Below are 19,738 nucleotides of genomic sequence, written 5' to 3'. Positions count from 1 at the left end.
CACCATTCGCGACGACGGCCCCTGATGTCCGGTCGCCGGGGCCTAGACCTCCTCGCCGAGGTCCCTCAGTATTGTCCTGAGTTGGTCCTCGAAACGGGCCTGACCGAATTCTTCCGCGTGCTGACGCAGTACCTCGCCGTCGAAACGGGAGGGGTCGAACTGGTCCAGGGCTCGTCGGATGCCGGCCGGCGTCGGAGAGTCGACGAAGGCGCCCGTCTCCCCCGACCCGACCGTGTCCAGAAAACCGCCGGCCCGCAGCGCGATGGTCGGTTTGCCGAAGGCGGCGCCTTCCAGGGGCGCTATTCCGAAATCTTCGTGGGACACGGCAACCACGGCCGAACAATGCGCATAGCACCACCGCATCTGGGCGTCGTCGAGATTGTGGAGCATCCGGACATTCGCCGGGGCACGGGAGCGCAGCTCCTGCTCGAGAGGCCCCGTTCCGACGACGACCAGACGATGACGGGTTCCACGGACCGCCTCGATGACGCGATGGACGTTCTTGTAGGGAAGCAAGCGCGCAACGACCAGGAAAAACCCTCCGTCCTCGGGGTCGAAGCCCGGAACCGGGGCCTGGGCTTCTTGGGCGTCCACGCTCTGCGGCGGGTGAATGACGGGTGCGGCCACGCCGTAGGCCGCCCGGATACGGTCTCGCACCACCGTGGAGTTGGCGATATATGGCTGGTCGAGTCGGCGCGCCGCCCACTTGTCCCATCTGATGAGCGAAGGTTTCAGGACCCTCAGGAACAGTCCGACGGCCTTGGCCTCCGCGCCCTCTCCCATGTACTGGTCGCTCAGGTACAACCATCGCGCCGGACTGTGGCAGTACACCACCATTTTGCCGGTCGCTCGGAATCCGTGCGCCCACCCCGTCGAGGAGACCACGGTGAGTCGGGCTGGCACACGGAACAGCGTCGAGACCAGGGGCAGCAGCGGCAGCGCGAGCCTGTGGTTCCTCCGGAGCAGTCCGATCCTGTTCAGTGCCGAGGTCCGGATGTCCGCGTCCTTGAACTCCGGAAAGGTGGCATCAGGGTCGTAGAGCGTCGTGTAGATGGGCGCCTCGGGAAAGATCCGGTGCAGGGCCAGGACCACGCGCTCGGCACCGCCGCGTTGGGTCAGGTAATCGTGGGCTATGGCCAACGGACAGTCCGGCTCCCGGCTCCCGGACATCAGATGTTCGGCCACGCGTGCCATGGTGCGATACATCGATACTCCTAGAAATTTCGGCCCGTGCTGTGGGGTGCGGCGTTCCGGCGAAGCCCGCGGACGGTTCCGGATCGATGCGACCAGCGATCCTCTTCCCGGTCGACCGGCATCCCGTGCACATGTCCTGCCCGCCGTATCTTTTGTACCTCACCTCGTAGCCTCCGGCGACGTGATGCAGGGCGCGCGTGGCGAGCCGTTCCGTTCCCCCGTGTGATGACGACCCATGCTGTGGCCAAGGGGTTCATAGTGTCTCCTGGCCCAGCAACTTCAGGCGGGCACATCAAGCTCGTCCAGGACCTGGCGCATCCGCACGGCAGCGGCCTCCGGTGAATACTTTCGACGCCACCGTTCACGGGCAGCCGCGATCACGGCCTGGACGGATTCGTCGGAGGTCGTGAGCGCGTGAATCGCGCGGCGCAGGGTTTCGGCGAGGGAATCGACGTCGCCCGCGACGAAAATCCACGGGTGGCCCTCCCCCACCACGTCAGGCAGACTCCCGGCGTCGCTGACGACCACGGGCAGACCCGCGCTCATGGCCTCGGCCGCCACGAGTCCGAACGCTTCCGGGATCGTCGAACCGCAGACCAGGAGGTCTACGCGGTCGAAAAACTCCCCGACCGGGACGTTTCCTGTCCGGTTCAACCTGTTCCCGGGTACTCGCGCGAGCGCCCTGTCGACCGTGGCCGCCTCGCTCCGTCCCACGTACCGCTGGCCACCGGCTACGTTCAGTTCGAGGTCCATCCCTTCCTCGATGAGCCGCGCGCAGGCATCCGCCAAAGTCACCACTCCCTTGCCCGGGCTGATTCGCCCGAGGTGGCCGACCCGGATCGTCCCTTCCGGACGAGAGCGTCGCTCGCGGCAGGATACTTCCGGAACCCAGTTGTCGAAGATCCGGCTTCCGGGCACGCGGTCCGAGGTGTAGGGCGACGGCGTGAGACACGTTCCTGCCCCGATTGTCGCGATCGCGCACAGCGGCCGACGGATGCCGACCGGGACCTGGTGCAGGTGCACGACCCGTCGGGGACGACCCGAGAGCGCGAACGAGGGCACCAGACCGTTGCACCAGATCCAGTCCGATCGATGCGTCACCCCGAACGCCGCGAGGCCCAGCATGTACTGCACGCGATTCCGCGCCGTGATCCTGTGGACGGGGAAACCTTCTCGCTCGGCACGGTCCACGACGTCGCGCGGAAAGGTCGGTGCCACGACGACGACCTCGCGCCCTAGGTCGCGTGCCGCCCGGGCCATGGCGAACAACATGACCTCCCCACCGGCAATATCGCCGTTGTTCGTCGCGAGGAACAGACGCCGACCGGATGCCCGGTTTCTCGTCGTGGCCTCCGAGCGGTTCGGGTCCGGGTAGGCGGCGACGATTCCGCTCACCATCTCGTGGAGCGATGCGAGGCGGTCATCGCGGGGCGCCGGGATCTGGAAAGACGCGGTCCGGAGCAGGGCGTCGGGCAGCAACCACCCGTGATCGGCCGACGTGTCACGGATGATCTCGGGCGGGATCAGTGCGTCGTCGTCGAGGATCTCGCGGTTGCCGCCGACGTCGGTCGCGACGACGGCCACCCCGGCCGCCACCGCGTCCAGAAGGGTGTAGGAGCAGTTCTCCCACTCGGAGACCTGCACCAGCACATCCGTCCATGCCAGCGCGGCCTCCGGCTCGAGAAAGCCCGTGAAGTCGACGGACTTTTCCACGCCGAGGTCCCGGGCCAGGGCCACCAGGTCGTCCTCGGCCGGTCCTTCTCCCGCGATGCGAAGCACCGCGGAAGGTTCCTGCGCCGCGACGACCGCGAAGGCCCGGATCACGGCGTCGATCCTTTTCTCGGGTGCGAGCCTGGACAGCGTCAGATACCGGGGCCCGCGAACGCGCGGGATCCGAGCACGTTCACGGTCCACGGCCTCACGCACGGCGGGGACGTCGATGCCGTTGCGCACCACCCGTACGTGACGCGCACGCCATGTCTCGACCATGAGGCGACGAGTCGATGCGGAGACCGCGATCGCCCCATCGGTGACGCGCAGTCTGGCCGTGTGGAACAGGTTCATGATGCGTGCTCGCCGGAAGGACGTCTGGTAGGTCGTGCCCCGGGGCGCTATGCCGTGTTCCGTGGACACGAGTGCCGGTGCCGGACGGACCCCGGGCATGACCGCGGCAAGTTTCATCCCGCCGATCACGGCCGCGGCGACGACGTCGGCATAGGCGAGGTGGGTGTGGACCACGTGAGGCCGGAGCCCACGGACGATGCGATGCAGGGTTCGCGCCGAACGGAGGAAGCCCGCTCGCGGACCGAATGCACCGGCGATGACGCGCGACCCCTGGTCGCGCAGGCGGGTTGCCAGCTCCCCCTCGGGGCACAGCACCGTGACGTCCCATCCCGGCAGACCGGCCCGGGCGACGTCGAGCACGTGCCTGGCCACTCCTCCGTACTCCGACACGGGAACAATCCAGAGGACCCGCGGCACGCCTACAGCCATGGCTCCGGCCGATCAGGAGCCGCCCTCCGGTGTCCAGATCCCCCGCAGACACACTTGTTGTGCATGTTCCCCCACCATGACACGATCAGTACCGGCGGAACGGGCCCATATCCCGTGACACCGGTCGAGCTTCCTAGCCGACTCCGCCGAACAGGCTCGTGACCGAGCCGTCCTCGAAGACCTCCTTGATGGCGCGCGCGATCAGCGGCGCGATCGAGAGCACCGTGAGGTTCTCGAACTGGCGCTCCTCCGGCACGGGGAGCGTATTGGTCACCACGACTTCGTTGGCGCCCGAGTTCTCAAGACGTTCGCAGGCGGGACCGGAAAAGACCGGGTGCGTCGCTGCGATGATCACGTCCTTGGCCCCGGCGTCCTGCAGGACCTTCACGGCGCCCGAGATGGTTCCGCCGGTGTCGATCATGTCGTCGATCAGCACGCACGAGCGGCCCTCGATGTCTCCGACGACCGTCTTGGACATGGCCTGGTTCGGCACCGAGATGTCCCGTGTCTTGTGCACGAAGGCCAGCGGTGCGCCGCCCAGCATCTCCGACCACTGTTCGGCCACACGTACGCGGCCGGTGTCCGGGGAGACCACGGTGACGTTGTTGAGGTCGACACGCGTCTTGACGTAACCGACGAGCAGCGGGATGGCCATGAGGTGATCGACCGGGCCGTCGAAGAAGCCCTGGATCTGGGCCGTGTGCAGGTCCACGCTCATGATGCGGTCCGCGCCGGCGGTCTTGTAGAGGTCGGCGATCAGGCGAGCCGAGATCGGCTCGCGGCCCTTGTGCTTCTTGTCCTGACGCGCGTACGGATAGAACGGAGCGATGACCGTGATCCGGCGGGCCGAAGCCCTCTTGAGAGCATCGATCATGATGATCTGCTCCATGAGCCACTGGTTGATCGGTGCCGGGTGGGACTGCATCACGAAACAGTCCGCGCCGCGCACGGAATCCTCGAACCTGACGTAGGTCTCGCCGTTGGCGAAGTCGTAGGCCGACGCGGGAAGAAGGTCGCATCCGAGCTCGTCGGCGACGGACTCCGCGAGATCGGGGTGCGCCCTTCCCGTCACCAGGACGAGCTTCTTTTCCCCTGGATTCGTCATGGTCTGGGTCATGGGCTAGCCTTCCTCGCTGCTGTTCGCATCGGTGTCGCGCGCTTTCCGCGCGGCTTCCGCCGCCGGCGTGCCTGCACGCTTCTTTTCGACCCAGCCCTCGACATTGCGCTGGGGAGCTTCGTTGATGACCAGGGCGCCCGGCGGGACATCCTCGCGGATCACCGTGCCGGCACCCGAATATGCACCGTCGCCCACGTGGAGAGGGGCCACGTACATGTTGTCGGATCCCATGCGGACGTTGGATCCGATGACGCTGCGGTGCTTGTTGACGCCGTCGTAATTGACGAACACCGAAGCCGCGCCGATGTTCGAGTTCTCGCCGATCTCGACGTCGCCGGCGTACGTCAGGTGAGGAATCTTGGAGCCGTCACCGATGTCGGCGTTCTTGGTCTCGCAGAACGTGCCGATCTTGCCCTCTTCCCCGAGGACCGTCCCCGGACGCAGGTACGCGAAGGGACCGACGGTCGCTCGTGCACCGATCCGTGCACCCGAGCCGTGCGTCCGGACCACGCTGGCGCCCTCACCGATCACGACGTCGGTCAGCGTGGTGTCCGGCCCCACGGTGGCACCGGTTTCGATCACCGTCTGCCCGTGCAATTGCGTCCCGGGGAGGATCGTGACGTCATTGGAGATGTGCACCGTGGTATCGATCCAGGTGGTCGCGGGGTCCACGATCGTGACGCCGTTGCGCATGTGCTTCTCGGTGATCCGCTGGTTGAGCACGCGCCCCAGTTCCGAGAGTTGCACGCGGTCGTTCGCGCCTTCGACCTCCCAACGGTCCTCGACCGTCAGGGCGGAGGTGCGGCGCCCGTTGACGCGGGCGATGGAGAGAACATCGGTCAGGTACTTCTCGGCCTGGGCGTTCTCCGTGGTGACCGCCTTGAGGGACTCACGGAGAGCGGCGGCGTCGAAAGCATAGATCCCCGAGTTGACCTCGGTGATGGCCAATTCTTCCGGGGTCGCGTCCTTCGCCTCGACGATCGCGGTCACTTCGCCGCCCTCGTTGCGCAGGATACGGCCGTAGCCACCGGGTTCCTCCAGGTTCGCGGTCAGGACCGTCACTGCGTTGCCCTGTTCGCGGTGGTACGTGGTCAGATCGCCGATGGTCGACGAGGTCAGGAGCGGCACATCGCCGTAGGTCACGACGACGGTCCCCTCGATCTCGCCCTGGCCCAATCCGTCCAGGGCGTCGACGGCGACCTCGACCGCCCGGCCCGTCCCGGGGATTTCGTCCTGGTCGACCACGAGCACGTTCTCGTCGAACCCCGTCACGTGGTCAACGACACGGTCCCGTTGGTGCCGGACGACCACGGCGAGGTGGTCCGGCTGGAGTTCACGGGCGGTGGCGATCGCGTGTTCGACCATGGACCTGCCGCCGATCGAGTGCATCACCTTGGGCAACGAGGACTTCATGCGAGTGCCGGCACCGGCGGCCAGAACGATGACCGCTGAGGGCGCTTCCTGAATACCAGAGGTCAAGAGAAGTGGACTCCTTGTTGTGGAGGCTGCCGGCGCGGATGCGCCAACTCGTTCCGCCTCTAGGATTCGAACCTAGACAAACGGCTCCAAAGGCCGCTGTGCTGCCATTACACCAAGGCGGATTGTTCCCTGGGGCGCGGCCCCTCGAACGGTTTTCTATCGTATCAAAGCATGCGCGCAGTTCTTCGCGCGAGTCAGGGAGCACGTAGGCTTAACACCGTGGCACATCTACTCGGAGGCGAAGCGCTTCACATCGAATTTCCCACCCGGACCGTATTCGAGGGAGTCACGGTCGGCGTGTCCGAAGGCGACCGCATCGGCATTGTCGGGAGGAACGGAGACGGAAAATCCACTCTCCTCTCCCTGCTGGCCCAACGCATTCAGCCGGATTCCGGCCGAGTCACGGTGCGGTCCGGCGTCCGCATCGGCTACCTGGATCAGTCCGACGTTCTCAACGATGACCACTCGGTCGGTTACGCCCTCGTCGGCGATACCCCCGAATACGAGTGGGCCTCCAACGCCAAGATCCGCGACATCATCTCCGGCCTGGTGCAGGACCTCGACTGGGATGCGCCCGTCAATTCCTTGTCCGGCGGACAACGTCGCCGCGTGGCGCTCGCGGAACTGCTCGTGGGCGACTGGGACGTCCTGATGCTGGACGAGCCCACGAACCATTTGGACGTCGGCGCCATCACGTGGCTCGCGGGCCATCTGAAGAACCGGTGGCCGAAGTCGCAGGGCGGACTGCTGACCGTGACACACGATCGGTGGTTCCTCGATGAGATCTGCACCGAAACCTGGGAGGTGCATGACGGCGTCGTCGAGCCCTTCGAGGGCGGCTACGCCGCATACATCCTGCAACGCGTCGAACGCGACCGCCAGGCCGCAGCAGCCGAGGCCAAGAGGCAGAACCTGATGCGCAAGGAGCTCGCCTGGCTCCGCCGCGGCGCACCGGCCCGCACCTCCAAGCCCAAGTTCCGCATCGAGGCGGCGAACGAGCTCATCAACGACGTCCCGCCGGTCCGCGACACCGTGAAGCTTTCCCAGATGGCCGTGTCGCGCCTGGGCAAGGACGTGGTGGACATCGAGGACGTCTCGGTCTCCTACCCCCTCCCCTCGGGTGGGGAGAAGCCCGTGCTGGACCATGTCACGTGGCTCATCGCCCCGGGCGAGCGGACCGGGATCCTCGGGGTCAACGGTGCCGGCAAGTCGACCCTGCTGGGGCTCGTGACGGGCGACGTCGCCCCCTCATCGGGTCGCGTGAAGCATGGGAAGACCGTCCGGGTCGCCACCCTGACCCAGCAGCTGGACGAGCTGAAGGATATCCAGAACGACAGGGTCTCGGACGTGATCGGCCGCAAGCGCACGAGTTACGTCGCGGATGGCAAGGAAATGACCCCCGGGCAGTTGCTCGAGCGGCTGGGTTTCACGAATGCCCAGCTCTCGACGCCCGTACGCGATCTGTCCGGCGGCCAGAAGCGCCGGCTGCAGCTCCTGCTGATCCTGCTCGACGAGCCGAACGTGCTGATCCTGGACGAGCCGTCCAATGACTTGGACACCGACATGCTCGCCGCGATGGAGGATCTCCTGGACACCTGGCCGGGAACGCTCCTGGTCGTCTCGCACGACCGCTACCTCATGGAGCGGGTGACCGATCAGCAGTTCGCGGTCATGGACGGTTCCTTCCGACACATGCCGGGCGGTATCGACCAGTACCTGCGGGAGCAGGAGCAGGCCGAGTCCAGGGACCGTGGGAAGCCCGCACCTGCTCCCTCTTCCTCTTCGTCTTCCTCCTCTGCGCCCGCGCCCACCCGTTCCGGTGCCGAGATCCGCGATGCCCAGAAGGAAATGAAGGCCATCGACCGGAAGCTGACCCGCCTCAGCGAGTCGAAGAAGGACCTCCACGAACAGATGGCCGCCCACGACCAGTCGGATTACGAGGGACTCGCCGACTTCGGACGGCGCGCCCAGGAGATCCAGGACGAGATCGACGAACTGGAGATGCGCTGGCTCGAGCTGTCCGACGTCGTCGGCTGATCAGGACGTCTGCAAACCCTCGGGCCGATGTGAGGTCGTCGGCCGATTCCCGCGACATCGAGGTTCCGCCGCCCACATGCGGGGCCGAAACGGCGAGCCTCAGAAACGCAGGATGGGCGGGAAAGAGACCATCGAGTCGATCACGCAGAAGGCAGGAGCCTCGAGGTCGAAAAGCGTGCCCTGGGGAACGTACTCCTCGACCTCGGAGTGCACGTCGAGGCTGTCACCGCTCGGCGGATCCGGTTGCTTGAGCCGATACGCGAAGGTGAGGTGGAATCGATAGTCCTCGTGTCCTTCAGGGGCCCAATCCAGCGCGGTCCGGACGGCGTCCCGGAAAGCGACCACCCGCTTTCTCTGGTCCTCCTCGGGCAGTGACAGTTCGACCCGCACTTCTCCCTTGCTCGACCCGACCCCCTCACTCCGCACGGACAGAGGGCCCACGGGCGGGGGCGACGCCGCCTCGATCCGGCGCAGGCATTCACGGTTGATCGTGAGGATGTCGTCCGCGGCGGTGAGCCACTTCGGCAGCGTCTCGGGGTTTTGCAGGTCTCGTTCCGCGAGACCCGGAAAGATCGTCATGTGAAGGCTGTTCGCCGGCTGGTAGGACCATGTTCCCGGTACGGCGTCATGGTGAAGACAGTCCATGACGTCGTCGACGTGGGAGAGCAACGGGGAGTCCTGAGGCACGTGACAGACGATCGTCCATCCCCTGAACCGCCGCGGTTCTGTGGGTGTCTTCCATTTCTGCTTGGCGTCGTCAGAGACCCACGGTCCTGGGCCCAGGGGACGATCGAGTGGTTTCATACGTCGAAGCTCCAGTGACTCCACGGATTGTCCTGTTTGTCGGTCAGCCAGAGATAGGCCCACGGGACTCCCCACGAATACCGATCCTGCCAACTGAAGGTGAGGAAGTGGCCGTCCGCATCCATGTACTGGTCTCCGGGCAGGCGCGTCCATCTGGACCGTGGGCTGTTGCAATCGTCCGTCCAATACACGTAGCTCAGGTCATCGGGTTTGGACATCAGGCATTGCTGGTCCAGCTGATTCTTGATTCTCATGTAGTGGTCGTCCACCACGGAGATCTCCATCTCCCAGGAGTACCCGGACTGTTTGTTGTAGAGACACGAAGTAGCCCAGGCCGGATGGTCTCGCCAATTGAAGATGCATACCTGGCCCTGCCAGATTGCTGACGAGCCTCCGCGCCATGCTTTGAGAGAGACCATCTGTTCGTTCGGAATGGGCATCCCGAGCAGCTGCCAGTACAACCACGATCTGCTGGCCTCGATCTGTCGCTGCGGATTCGTGACCGATTTCTTGTCCAGCACCCCCTGATCGGAAAGATATGTATGGACCGAGTCCGAGTCGTCGACCGTAAATATCCTGACCCCCATCGCACTCTGCCACGCAATGTTCTCACGGAGGTCGGACTTTTCCTGTCCGTACGGAGAGGGCGAGAGCTTGTCGGCGAGGTTGTAGCAGCACCGGCCGTCAGCGTTGTAGAACGCGTCAGTGACGTTGAACGGTCGGCGGTCGCCTCCGACATTCGGCACCGTGTATCCCGAATACGTCTTGTTCTCCCACAACATTCGGTCCGGTATCGGCACGAAATTTCCCAACGGCTTTCCGTACGAGGAGACGATGAATGCCATTGCGGCCATCGTCCCGTTCTCGGCATTGTCCGGATCTCGACTGTGCGGAGCCTCGTATGTGCCGAACGGACTGCTTTCCTGGTGCTTCTCATGCACATCAGAAGAATCCTTCACCAACACTTCCACGGTGGGAGCTTCAGCGGCCGGCGCCGCGGCCCACGCGGACAGGGACTCAATCGACAGTCCTGCGTGCCCCGATGTGTCGAGGCTCGCGGCCGTGCCGGGATTCATCATGGGGATCACCATGATGGTCCGTTTGACGCCGGCCCGGTCCAGTGACGATTTCCAGTCCGATGGCCGCGGAAACTCATTGATCGGTATCTTGAGCGCGACCCGCTGCGTCATGTGGGAGTCAGGGTGGGACGTTTCGTAATCGTCGATCACCCGGGCGATCCTGATGGCCTGGTCAGGTTCCTTGACATCCAGATGCATCAGCGTGGCGGCCTGAGTCACGTCTGCGGTCGACAACAGCTGAGTCAGGGTCGGAACTTCGAATTCCGTGGGACGCCGGTCCTTGGTCAGCAGCTTCTTCGTGACCAGGTCAGCGTAGTCCACGCTGGACAGGGCCGGATTCGGTCCTTGCCCAGTATCCGGGTCGAACCCCTGCTCGAGGGCCAAACCGGTATTCGTATCGTGGAAGAGGACCAGCTGGCCGTCCCTCGTGGTCCGCACGTCCGTTTCGATAGCCGGTTGGCACAGAGCGAAGGAGCGCCGAAAGGCTCCCAGGCTGTTGCCCGGAACGTCGGTGGAGAAGGCTCCTCGGTGCTGTACGGCAAAACCGAGACGGTTCCCGACCAGACCGTCGACGAACTGGTGATACATCTCCCGGTATCCCGGGCATGGGGCCACATCCGGCTCCCCTGCGCGTGCAGGGTTGACGCTGATCAGAGAGAGAACCATCGCGAGCGCCACCAGGAGGGCAGCGCCTGAGGCCTTGTTTCGCCGCCTCGGCTTCATTCCTTCGCGTTCGCTTCTTGCAATCCGGGTACTCAACGAACCTGCCTTCCGTCAGTCCCTGATCAGGCGGGAATCCTCGGCCACGATGGATACCCGGCATGCGTCCCCCGCGTCGAAATGATGGCCGTGGCCGTACATGCGGGATTCCAGGACCAGACCGTCGACCTCGCACTCGACGCGGACGTGGTCACCGAAATATTGGTATCCGCGAACGCGGGCCTCGACGTCGTGGGCACCGGCGGATGCTTCATCCTCGTGCCGGACTCGCACCGACTCCGGTCGGATGAGGACCTTCCACGAGTGGGACGGGTCCCAAGGCCTGCCCGTGGTTCGAATCGGCATCCTGGTGCCCAGGACCGGCACGAGCACCTCGTTGTCTCCTGCGCCGAGCTCCACGGCGGAAGCGTCCACCTCGAGAAGGTTCGAGGAACCGATGAAATCCGCGACGAATGCGTTGGCCGGCTCCTGATAGATCTCCTGAGGGTTGCCGACCTGTTCGATCCGGCCGTCTCGCATCACGACGATGCGGTCGGAGATACTCATCGCTTCCTCTTGATCGTGAGTCACGAAGATCGAGGTGATACCCAATTCGGACTGAATGCGGCGGATCTCCGTCCTCATCCGCACCCGTAGCTTGGCGTCCAAATTGGAGAGCGGTTCGTCGAAGAGGAGCACTCGGGGCTCGGTGACTATCGCGCGTGCCAGGGCCACCCGCTGCTGTTGGCCACCCGACAGTTCGTGCGGGGCCCGCTTCGCGTACTGGCTGATATTCATCGATTCCATCGCGGAATCGACGAGTTCCTGGATCTTGTCCTTCGGTTCATGCCGCAACTTGAGGCCGAAGGCCACGTTCTCCCGAACGTTCAGGTGCGGAAACAGGGCGTATGACTGGAAAACCATGGAGATCGGGCGCCGGTGGGGCTCGATATCATTCACGCGCCGGCCCGCGATGGTCAGCTCGCCGTCGGTGATCTCCTCGAAGCCGGCGACCATCCGCAGTGTCGTTGTCTTGCCGCATCCTGAGGGGCCGAGGAAGCTCACGAGCTCTCCGGGTTCGATCGAGAGGTTGAACCCCTCCACGGCAGTGACGGACCCACGTCCGGTTTTGTAGCGTTTGGTGATGTTCGTGAAGCGGACCGACGACGGTTCCGCATGCAGGTCGATAGTCATGGTCAGACAGTTTCCTTCGAGGTGTGCGATCGGCGGCTGACCAAACGGTTGAGCAGCTCCGTCGCGATCAGAATGGCCAGTACGAGGCCGATAAGAACGGTGCAGTATGCGAAAGCGTTTCCGAATCGGCCGGCGTCGACCTCGTCGAGGATCTGGCCGGCCATGACCTTGGTCTCGGGCGTCACGATGAAGATGATCGCGGTGATCACGGTCATGGAACGCGTCACGGTGTAGGTGAAGCCGGTGAGCATCGACTGAGCGATCAGCGGCGCCGTGACCTTCCTCAGCACGGCCATCGGACCCGCTCCCAGGCTCGCCGCCGCCTCTTCGAGGCTGACGCTGACTTGTCGCAGAGCAGCGATCGACGACTGCTGGCTTGCCGGCACGCCACGGGCGACGTAGACCATGATGATGCCCACGGCCCCGCCCAGGACCGAGCCGCCGGCGGCAATCGCGGGCAGCAGCTGATGGCCGAACAGCCATGTTGGCGAGGAGTACGCGATCGCGTACCCCAGACCCAGGATTGTGCCCGGCACGGCCAACCCGAGAACACCGATCAGGTCGAGGATTCCCGCGCTCTTCTTGAGCCGACGCACCACGAGCCAAGCGGTCAGAGAACCAATGATGACCGCGATGGGAGCAGCAACCAGGGTCATGCTCACCGTCGTGGTGATCGCATCAGACCCCAGCCGGAAAATGAACCGGTAGTGCTCCAGGCTGAGCGTGTTGTCCACACCCAGGATGGAGGCAAAGCCGCCGACGGCGATCGTCACGTACATCAGGACGATCAAGGTCATCCAGGCCCCGGCCAGGACAGCGATCGGAGCTTTGATCCACGGGGAGCTCAGAGGCCTGGGTTCTCCTGCCGGTTTTCCGGACACGGAGACCACGGACTTCTTGCCGACCCAGTAACGCTGGATGAAGAACACCGAGACCGAAGGAATCAGCAGTGCCAGCGCCACCCCAGCCGCATATGCCACGTCCCCGTTGCCGGCCACCGCAAAGTAGATTTCGCTGGCCAGAACGTGGAAATCCCCGCCCAGGGCCAAGGGGTTGGCAAGGTCCGCCGCGGCTTCCACGAAAAGCAACAGAAAGGCCGTGGCGAAGCCCGGCAGGAGCATCGGAAGGATAACTTTGGTCAACGTCTTGATATGGCTGGCACCCAATGATTGAGCGGCTTCTTCCAGCGTCGGATCCAAATTGCGGATCATGCCGCAGAAATTCATGTAGGAGACCGGCGTGAAGCTCAGTGCCAACACGATGACCAACCCCGGCAAGCCATAGACATCGACTTCCAGGCCGAGCAGCTTGTCGGTAATGATTCCGCGTTTGCCGAAGAGAGTCACCGTGGCCGTGGCGATGGCGAAGGGCGGCGAGATCAGCGGAAGCATTGCGATCCAGTGGAAGAGTCGCTTGCCGCGGAAATTCAATCGGGTGCGTGCCATCGCCAGCACAAATCCCCCGATCATTCCGAGGAGACCAACCAGCACGCCCAAGATGACGGTGTTCAGCAGAACGTTCTGGTCGCCTTGTCCGCCTTGGAGCGACGTCGTGAACCCTTCCAACCCGCGCGAGCTGAAGGCCTGACCCAGCAACCGGAGCGTGGGGAACAAGACGATGAAATACAGCGCCAGCACGACGGCGGCCGTCAGCGCCCAAACGTGCCAGCTGCTTCTGGTGATGAAATTTTTCATTGTTTCTACCGATCGGTGTCGGCCCACCCTTCGGTGGTAACGAGGGCGAGCCGACACATCAGATGGGTGATCGGCCCCCTACTTCGCCTCGCCCGAGCTCTTGACCTCTGATTCGAAGAGCGAGTTCAGCTCCTGGCGCTTGTCCGCGGCCTGAGAGACGTCCCAGGTCACCTTGTTGACGGACTTCTGGTCCGGGACATCCTCGCCGAGCTTCGCGTCCGGATGGGTCGGCGCCGCGAACGAAGGAACGTCACCGAATTGGTCCTGAGTCTGCTGGGAGAGGATCCAATCGAAGTACTTCTTGGCCTGCTCGACGTTCTTGGCCCCCTTGAGCAAGGACACGGCGCCAACCTCGTAGCCAGTACCCTCCGAGGGGTAGGTGTTCTTCAGATCGGAGAAGCCCTCGTGCTTGGCCTGGGCACAGTCGGAGTCCAGAGCGATACCGACCGCGGCCTCCCCGCGACCGACCATCTGGGTGCTGGTCGCCGCCGACTTGGAATACTGAACGATGTTGTTGTTCAGCTTCTTCATGAAATCGATGGTCTTGCCCTGGTCGCCGTCGAACTTCTGAAGAACCGTGTAGAGGACCATGTATCCCACCCCTGCTGTCGCCGGGTGAGGCATCGAGATCTTGCCCTGGAATTTCGGGTCCAACAGGTCATCCCACGATGTCGGAGCCTCGGCTCCGATCCGATCCAGCTCCTTCTCGCTCGAGCAGAACCCGATGGAGTCGGTGTAGAACCCGGACCACGCACCGTCCCCGCTGTTGAACTCAGCAGGCAGCTTCGACGCGGCATCAGAGACGTACGGTTCTACATTGCCTTCACGCTGGGCGATCAGATGGTTCTCCGCCTGACCGCCGGACCACACGTCGAACTCGCCCTTGTTGGTCTTCAAGCGAGCAAGAACCTCACCGGCCCCCAACCGGACGTGGTTCGCCTTGATCCCCGTTTCCTTGGTGAACGCCTCCGTCATCTTCTGGCAGAAGGCTTCCTGCTGCGAGCAGGCGATCTTCAGTTCGCCGCTGCCACCGGCCGACCCGCCGTTGCTCTGCCCCTCGGGCGCCCCGCACGAGCTGAGAACCAAGGACGTTACCGCCGCCACTAGCACAAATGCCGTTTTCTTCACAATGCCCCCAAACACTGTCGATCAATAAAGCCAAGTGGACTGTACAAAATCGCGTGAGAAAAGGCACACTTCGACCCCAGGGGTCGTCTTTTTGACGGATTATTTCGTTGCGTCGGGGTGGATGTCCGCGGCCTGGGCGATCCGGATGAATTCCTCAATGCCCAGCTTCTCCCCTCGCAGCCCGGGGTCGATGCCGGCAGCCTCCAGAATCTTGCCCGAGCGCTCCGAGGATCCGGCCCAGCCGGCGAGCGCGGCCCGAAGTGTCTTGCGGCGCTGGGCGAAGGCGGCGTCGATCGCGGCGAAGAGGGTGGTCCGGTCGACGTCGGCCAGGGGTTCCGCACGGCGGGCGAACGAGACGAGGCCGGAACGGATCTTGGGGGCGGGCCAGAAGACGTTCGTCCCGATGATTCCCGCTTTTCGCACGTCGGCATACCATGCGGCCTTGACCGACGGAACCCCGTAGATCTTGGACCCCGGTTGGGCGGCGAGCCGGTCTGCGACTTCGTCCTGGACCATCACGAGCCCGTGGCGTATCGAGGGAAAACGATCGAGCAGGTTCAACAACACCGGCACGGCAACGTTGTACGGAAGGTTCGCCACGACGGCGTCTGGGGCCACGGGCAGCTCTCGGACCTTCAGCGCGTCGGCAAGGACGACGTCGAGCCGATTCGCGCTCTCTGGGCGGTAGCGGGCGACCGTGTCCGGCAACTGCGCGGCCAACGGCGGATCGATTTCGACGGCGACCACGCGTTCGGCGACGTCGAGGATCCCCAGAGTGAGCGACCCGAGCCCGGGGCCGACCTCGAGCACGGTCTCCCCCGGACCGATCTCGGCGGTCGCGATGATCCTTCGGATCGTGTTCGGGTCGATCACGAAGTTCTGGCCGAGAGTCTTGGTCGGTCGGATACCGGCCCGGTCCGCGAGGTCGCGAATCTCGGCGGCACCCAGGAGAGCTGTTTCGTTCACCCGAAGGATTCTACAGGTGCCGCGTCACGGGTCATCGGTTCCCGGGCTACCCCATCGGGAGCTCAGCGGCCCCGGTCAAAGCCGGGTATGCCCCAGGAGCCGTAGACGTCCAGGGAATTCTCGCGAATGCGGTCGCACAGGCCGGCCAAATCGTCTCCCCGACGCTCGGCCATGTACCTCACCGTGTAATTGGTCATGTAGGAGGCATTCGGGCGGCCCCTGTACGGGTGCGGGGTCAGGAAGGGAGCATCCGTCTCGGCCAGAATGAGTTCGGGCCGGGCCATCTCCAACGATTCCTGGATCCCGTGCGAGTTCTTGAACGTCACGGTCCCGGAGAAGGACATGTACCACCCGTTGCGGTTGCAGATCTCCGCGAGGTCCGGACCTCCGGAATAGCAATGGAAAACAGTCCGGTCCGGGGCTCCTTCCTCCCGAAGGATTGCGACGACGTCGTCGTGCGCGTCCCGGTCGTGGATCTGAAGGGCCAGCCCCAGCTTTTTGGCGAGCCGGATGTGGAGGCGGAAGCTCTCCCGCTGGGCGTCGCGTCCGTCCTCGTCGGTACGGAAATAGTCCAACCCGGATTCGCCGATCGCGCGGACTCTGGCGGATCCTGCCATGTCCTCCAGCATGTCCAGGGCATCACCGAGCCCGCCCTCGGCCGCAACCCCGGGAGCCTCGTTCGGGTGGATCGCGACTGCGGCGAGTACGCGGGGGTCGGTTTCGGCGGCCGTGACTGCGTAGGCCGAGGACTTCAGGTCGCAACCAACCTGCACGATGGCACCGATCCCCGCGGCCGCCCCGGTGTCCAGTGCGTCCTGCGCGGAGATCTCGACCTCGCCGTCGAGCAGGTCCATATGGGTGTGGTCGTCCACGACCGGGGACGGCAGGGGCTCCGGGGCCGGGGGAAAAATCAGGTTCCGCGAGCGACCGTCGTCTCCTGAGGCGCTCCGACGTCGCGTACCCTCCCCGGACGCCTCGTCAGCGATGCCCGTGTACCGCTCGGCCTCGTAAGCCGGTGGGGTCTCCCCCGGAACGAATTCAGGACGTGCGCTCGGCTCGGGCCAGAGGGACCTGATCAGCTCCTGCGCGTCGGGCGCGAGGTCGTGCCACGTGGGGTTGGCATGCGTGCACATGGGTGGTGTTGCTCCTGGTGATCGGGGGTGGTGACGGTGGGCTTCAGGCATCGTCCTCGGCGCGGCGCGCGAGCACGGCCTCGTAGAGTTCCCGCTTGCTGACCTGGTGGGTGGCAGCGATCCGGTTCACGGCCTCTTTGAGACGCACGCCGTCGGCCACGAGCTGTTCGGCCTCGCCGGTCAGCGAATCGGCGCTCTGGGCCTCGGGTTCCGGGGCACCCTCGACGACCACGGCGATCTCGCCCCTGACCTGGTGGTGGTCGGCCCACATGAACAGTTCGCCCAGCGTTCCGCGGATGACCTCCTCATGCAGTTTGGTCAGTTCGCGGGCGACGACGCCGCGTCGCTCGTCCCCGAAGCTCTCGACCAGTGCGCCCAGCATCGGGGCGAGCCGATGCGGAGCCTCGTAGAAGACCATGGTTCGGCGTTCGTCGATCAGTTCGGCCAAACGAGCCCGGCGCTCGGATGCTTTGCGGGGAACGAAACCTTCGAACGCAAAACGGTCCGACGGCAGACCCGAGACCGCGAGCGCGGAGAGGACCGCCGAAGGCCCAGGGGCACAGGAGACCGTCAGGCCTTCCTCGACGGCTCTTTCCACCACCCGAAATCCCGGGTCGGAGACCGTGGGCATCCCTGCATCCGACATGAGAAGAACCGTCTGCCCCGACCGGACGGCCTCGACGAGTTCCTCGGCACGACGCTGCTCATTGTGGTCGTGGTTGGTGACGATCCGGCCGTGGACGCTCACCCCCAGCCCGCTCGTGAGCTTGCGGAGTTTGCGCGTGTCCTCCACGGCGATGACATCGGCACTGGTCAGGTACTCCTTGAGTCGCTCGCTGGCGTCCTTGAGATTGCCGATGGGCGTGGCGGCCAGAACGAGGATCCCCGCATCGGACGTGCTCGGGGACGGTTCGGAGACTTCCGGTTTCGTGTTCACCCGTCCAGACTAGCCAATACGCGGCCGCGGCGAGGTGCCGGAACCCGCGAGGCATCATCATGGACTCCCCCCTTTCCCGGGGCCGCTCCCGTACCATGGGTCGGGTGAGAAACACCGACTCAGGGACCACGGACCCCGGATCCACCGCTTCCGCGCACCGCCACGTCGACCGCGACCCGGTGTTCCCACGCGGTGCGTTCCGCCTTGATGCACTTCTCGACCGGCTCCGGGTGGCCCCGGTCCATCTGCCTCGGTACTGGTGGGTTGCGCCCGCCGTCGTCCTGATCCTGGCCGCTCTTCTGCGGATCGTGGGCCTTGCGCACCCGAATGCCATGGCCTTCGACGAGACCTATTACGCCAAGGACGGCTACTCGTTGCTGCATTTCGGCCACGAGCGCCAATGGCCCCGGGATGCGAATGCCTCGTTCCTTTCGGGCGACCCCGTCCAGCCCTCGGCGATGGCCGAATATGCGGTGCATCCTCCCCTGGGGAAGTGGATGCTCGCCCTCGGAATGCTGCTCTTCGGCGACGACAACCCCTTTGGGTGGAGGTTCGCCGCAGCGCTCTTCGGAACGCTCTCCATTGGCCTGCTCATGTGGGTCGCATGGATGATGTTCCGGTCGATCACCCTGTCGAGCATCGCCGGATTCCTGATGGCCATCGACGGGCTGCACATCGTCCAATCGCGTCTGGCGCTGTTGGATATCTTCCTGATGTTCTGGCTGGTCCTGGCCTTCGCGTTGTTGGTGGCCGACCGCATCTCGACCCGGCGCAAGCTCGCGCGCGCGGTCAGTCGTGCCGGAGGCGACGGACCCTCCGGTGCACCTTCCTCACGGTTCCTGGCCTACGGCCCCTGGCTGGGGATCAGGTGGTGGCGCATCGCCGCCGGAGTCGCCTGCGGCGCCGCCGTGGGGGTGAAGTGGAATGCCCTATTCTTCGTGGCCGTGTTCGGCATCCTGACGGTCCTGTGGGACATTTCCGCGCGACGCGTCGTCGGGATCCGCGGATGGTTCACAGGCGCGTTGCTCAAGGATTCCTGGCCCGCCGCCCTGTCGGTCCTGGGCATCGGACTCATCACGTACCTGATCACCTGGACGGGCTGGTTCGTCTCCGACGACGCCTACGACCGGCACTGGGCCGAAGAGCACCCGGGCGAGGGCGTGACGTGGCTGCCTCCCGCCTTGCGCAGCCTGTGGGAGTACCACGGGCAGGCCTACAGCTTCCACACGCACCTGGATTCGCCGCACACGTACATGTCCCCGGCGTGGCAGTGGCTCATCCTCGGGCGCCCGACGTCCTACTACTACGAATCCTACGATTCGGGCCAAGCCGGCTGTGCTGCCTCGCGCTGCTCGGAGGCCATTCTGAACGTGGGCAACCCCCTGATCTGGTGGGCGGCCGCCGCCTCCATGCTCTTCGTCCTGATCTGGTGGATCATCAAGAAGGACTGGCGCATGGGTGCGATCTTCATGGTCTTCGCCGTCGGATATCTCCCGTGGTTCGCGTATCCGGATCGCACGACGTTCTACTTCTACGCCTTGTCCTTCCTGCCCTGGCTGATTCTGGGACTGACGGCCGTCCTGGGTCTCGGCCTCGGCAGGCCCGGGGACTCGGTGCGACGACGACGCCTCGGGCTGGCGGTGGTCGGAACCTTCCTCGTCGCCGCGCTGCTCATCACGAACTTCTTCTGGCCCATCTGGAGCGGGCAGATGGTTCCGTACGAGCACTGGCGGTGGCGCATGTGGTTCGACGCCTGGATCTAGCGGGCGTCGCGCGTCGAGGTG

Annotated in this window: 14 protein-coding genes and 1 tRNA gene; 2 read left to right on the top strand and 13 right to left on the bottom strand. The window is 64.7% G+C overall.

The window, feature by feature from the left end; translation table 11 throughout:
• Positions 1 to 42: 42 nt before the first annotated feature.
• The 5 genes from EWU68_RS05385 to EWU68_RS05365 all read right to left on the bottom strand — a co-directional run bounded on the left by EWU68_RS05385 (position 43) and on the right by EWU68_RS05365 (position 6,405).
• On the bottom strand, positions 43 to 1,206 hold the full coding sequence (locus EWU68_RS05385; protein WP_238692335.1) for a glycosyltransferase: 1,164 nt from the start codon (positions 1,204 to 1,206) through the stop codon (positions 43 to 45).
• Between the two features lie 267 nt (positions 1,207 to 1,473).
• Positions 1,474 to 3,687 (bottom strand): glycosyltransferase family 4 protein, encoded by a 2,214-nt coding sequence (locus tag EWU68_RS05380; protein WP_129315085.1) that lies wholly within the window; start codon positions 3,685 to 3,687, stop codon positions 1,474 to 1,476.
• Positions 3,688 to 3,820: 133 nt separating this feature from the next.
• Positions 3,821 to 4,804 (bottom strand): ribose-phosphate diphosphokinase, encoded by a 984-nt coding sequence (locus EWU68_RS05375; RefSeq protein WP_129315084.1) that lies wholly within the window; start codon positions 4,802 to 4,804, stop codon positions 3,821 to 3,823.
• Positions 4,805 to 4,807: 3 nt separating this feature from the next.
• On the bottom strand, positions 4,808 to 6,283 hold the full coding sequence (glmU, locus tag EWU68_RS05370; protein ID WP_129315083.1) for a bifunctional UDP-N-acetylglucosamine diphosphorylase/glucosamine-1-phosphate N-acetyltransferase GlmU: 1,476 nt from the start codon (positions 6,281 to 6,283) through the stop codon (positions 4,808 to 4,810).
• 51 nt (positions 6,284 to 6,334) lie between these two features.
• Positions 6,335 to 6,405 (bottom strand) — tRNA-Gln (locus EWU68_RS05365).
• 97 nt (positions 6,406 to 6,502) lie between these two features.
• Here EWU68_RS05365 and EWU68_RS05360 point away from each other — a divergent pair.
• Entirely contained in the window at positions 6,503 to 8,320 is a 1,818-nt protein-coding gene (locus EWU68_RS05360; RefSeq protein ID WP_129315082.1) for an ABC-F family ATP-binding cassette domain-containing protein, read from the top strand.
• 99 nt (positions 8,321 to 8,419) lie between these two features.
• Here EWU68_RS05360 and EWU68_RS05355 read toward each other — a convergent pair whose 3' ends face one another.
• The 8 genes from EWU68_RS05355 to rsmI form a co-directional block, all read right to left on the bottom strand.
• Complete coding sequence (locus EWU68_RS05355) at positions 8,420 to 9,124, bottom strand: DUF1868 domain-containing protein (RefSeq protein ID WP_162421421.1); 705 nt, start codon at positions 9,122 to 9,124, stop codon at positions 8,420 to 8,422.
• Positions 9,121 to 10,926 (bottom strand): glycerophosphodiester phosphodiesterase family protein, encoded by a 1,806-nt coding sequence (locus EWU68_RS05350; protein ID WP_129315080.1) that lies wholly within the window; start codon positions 10,924 to 10,926, stop codon positions 9,121 to 9,123. The genes EWU68_RS05355 and EWU68_RS05350 overlap by 4 nt, the downstream gene beginning before the upstream one ends.
• 51 nt (positions 10,927 to 10,977) lie before the next feature.
• Entirely contained in the window at positions 10,978 to 12,096 is a 1,119-nt protein-coding gene (locus EWU68_RS05345; protein WP_162421419.1) for an ABC transporter ATP-binding protein, read from the bottom strand.
• A 2-nt stretch (positions 12,097 to 12,098) separates the two neighbouring features.
• Positions 12,099 to 13,790, bottom strand: coding sequence for an ABC transporter permease (locus EWU68_RS05340; protein WP_129315079.1), 1,692 nt, complete (start codon positions 13,788 to 13,790; stop codon positions 12,099 to 12,101).
• A 78-nt stretch (positions 13,791 to 13,868) separates the two neighbouring features.
• Complete coding sequence (locus EWU68_RS05335; protein WP_156265424.1) at positions 13,869 to 14,876, bottom strand: ABC transporter substrate-binding protein; 1,008 nt, start codon at positions 14,874 to 14,876, stop codon at positions 13,869 to 13,871.
• A 141-nt stretch (positions 14,877 to 15,017) separates the two neighbouring features.
• Positions 15,018 to 15,884, bottom strand: a complete 867-nt coding sequence (gene rsmA / locus EWU68_RS05330) for a 16S rRNA (adenine(1518)-N(6)/adenine(1519)-N(6))-dimethyltransferase RsmA (RefSeq protein WP_129315077.1) — start codon at positions 15,882 to 15,884, stop codon at positions 15,018 to 15,020.
• Positions 15,885 to 15,946: 62 nt separating this feature from the next.
• Entirely contained in the window at positions 15,947 to 17,017 is a 1,071-nt protein-coding gene (locus tag EWU68_RS05325) for a TatD family hydrolase (protein ID WP_129315076.1), read from the bottom strand.
• A gap of 43 nt (positions 17,018 to 17,060) precedes the next feature.
• The gene (gene rsmI / locus EWU68_RS05320) at positions 17,061 to 17,954 is read right to left on the bottom strand and encodes a 16S rRNA (cytidine(1402)-2'-O)-methyltransferase (protein ID WP_129315075.1); all 894 of its coding nucleotides are present in this window, start codon (positions 17,952 to 17,954) and stop codon (positions 17,061 to 17,063) included.
• 95 nt (positions 17,955 to 18,049) lie between these two features.
• Between rsmI and EWU68_RS05315 the strand changes: the two genes are divergently transcribed.
• Positions 18,050 to 19,717, top strand: coding sequence for a dolichyl-phosphate-mannose--protein mannosyltransferase (locus tag EWU68_RS05315; RefSeq protein ID WP_129315111.1), 1,668 nt, complete (start codon positions 18,050 to 18,052; stop codon positions 19,715 to 19,717).
• Positions 19,718 to 19,738: the final 21 nt, after the last annotated feature.

The organism is Rothia koreensis, from assembly GCF_004136575.1.
GTDB lineage: Bacteria > Actinomycetota > Actinomycetes > Actinomycetales > Micrococcaceae > Rothia > Rothia koreensis.
Note: the sequence above shows the minus strand (reverse complement) of the source record. Positions and strands in the feature narration are given on the sequence as shown.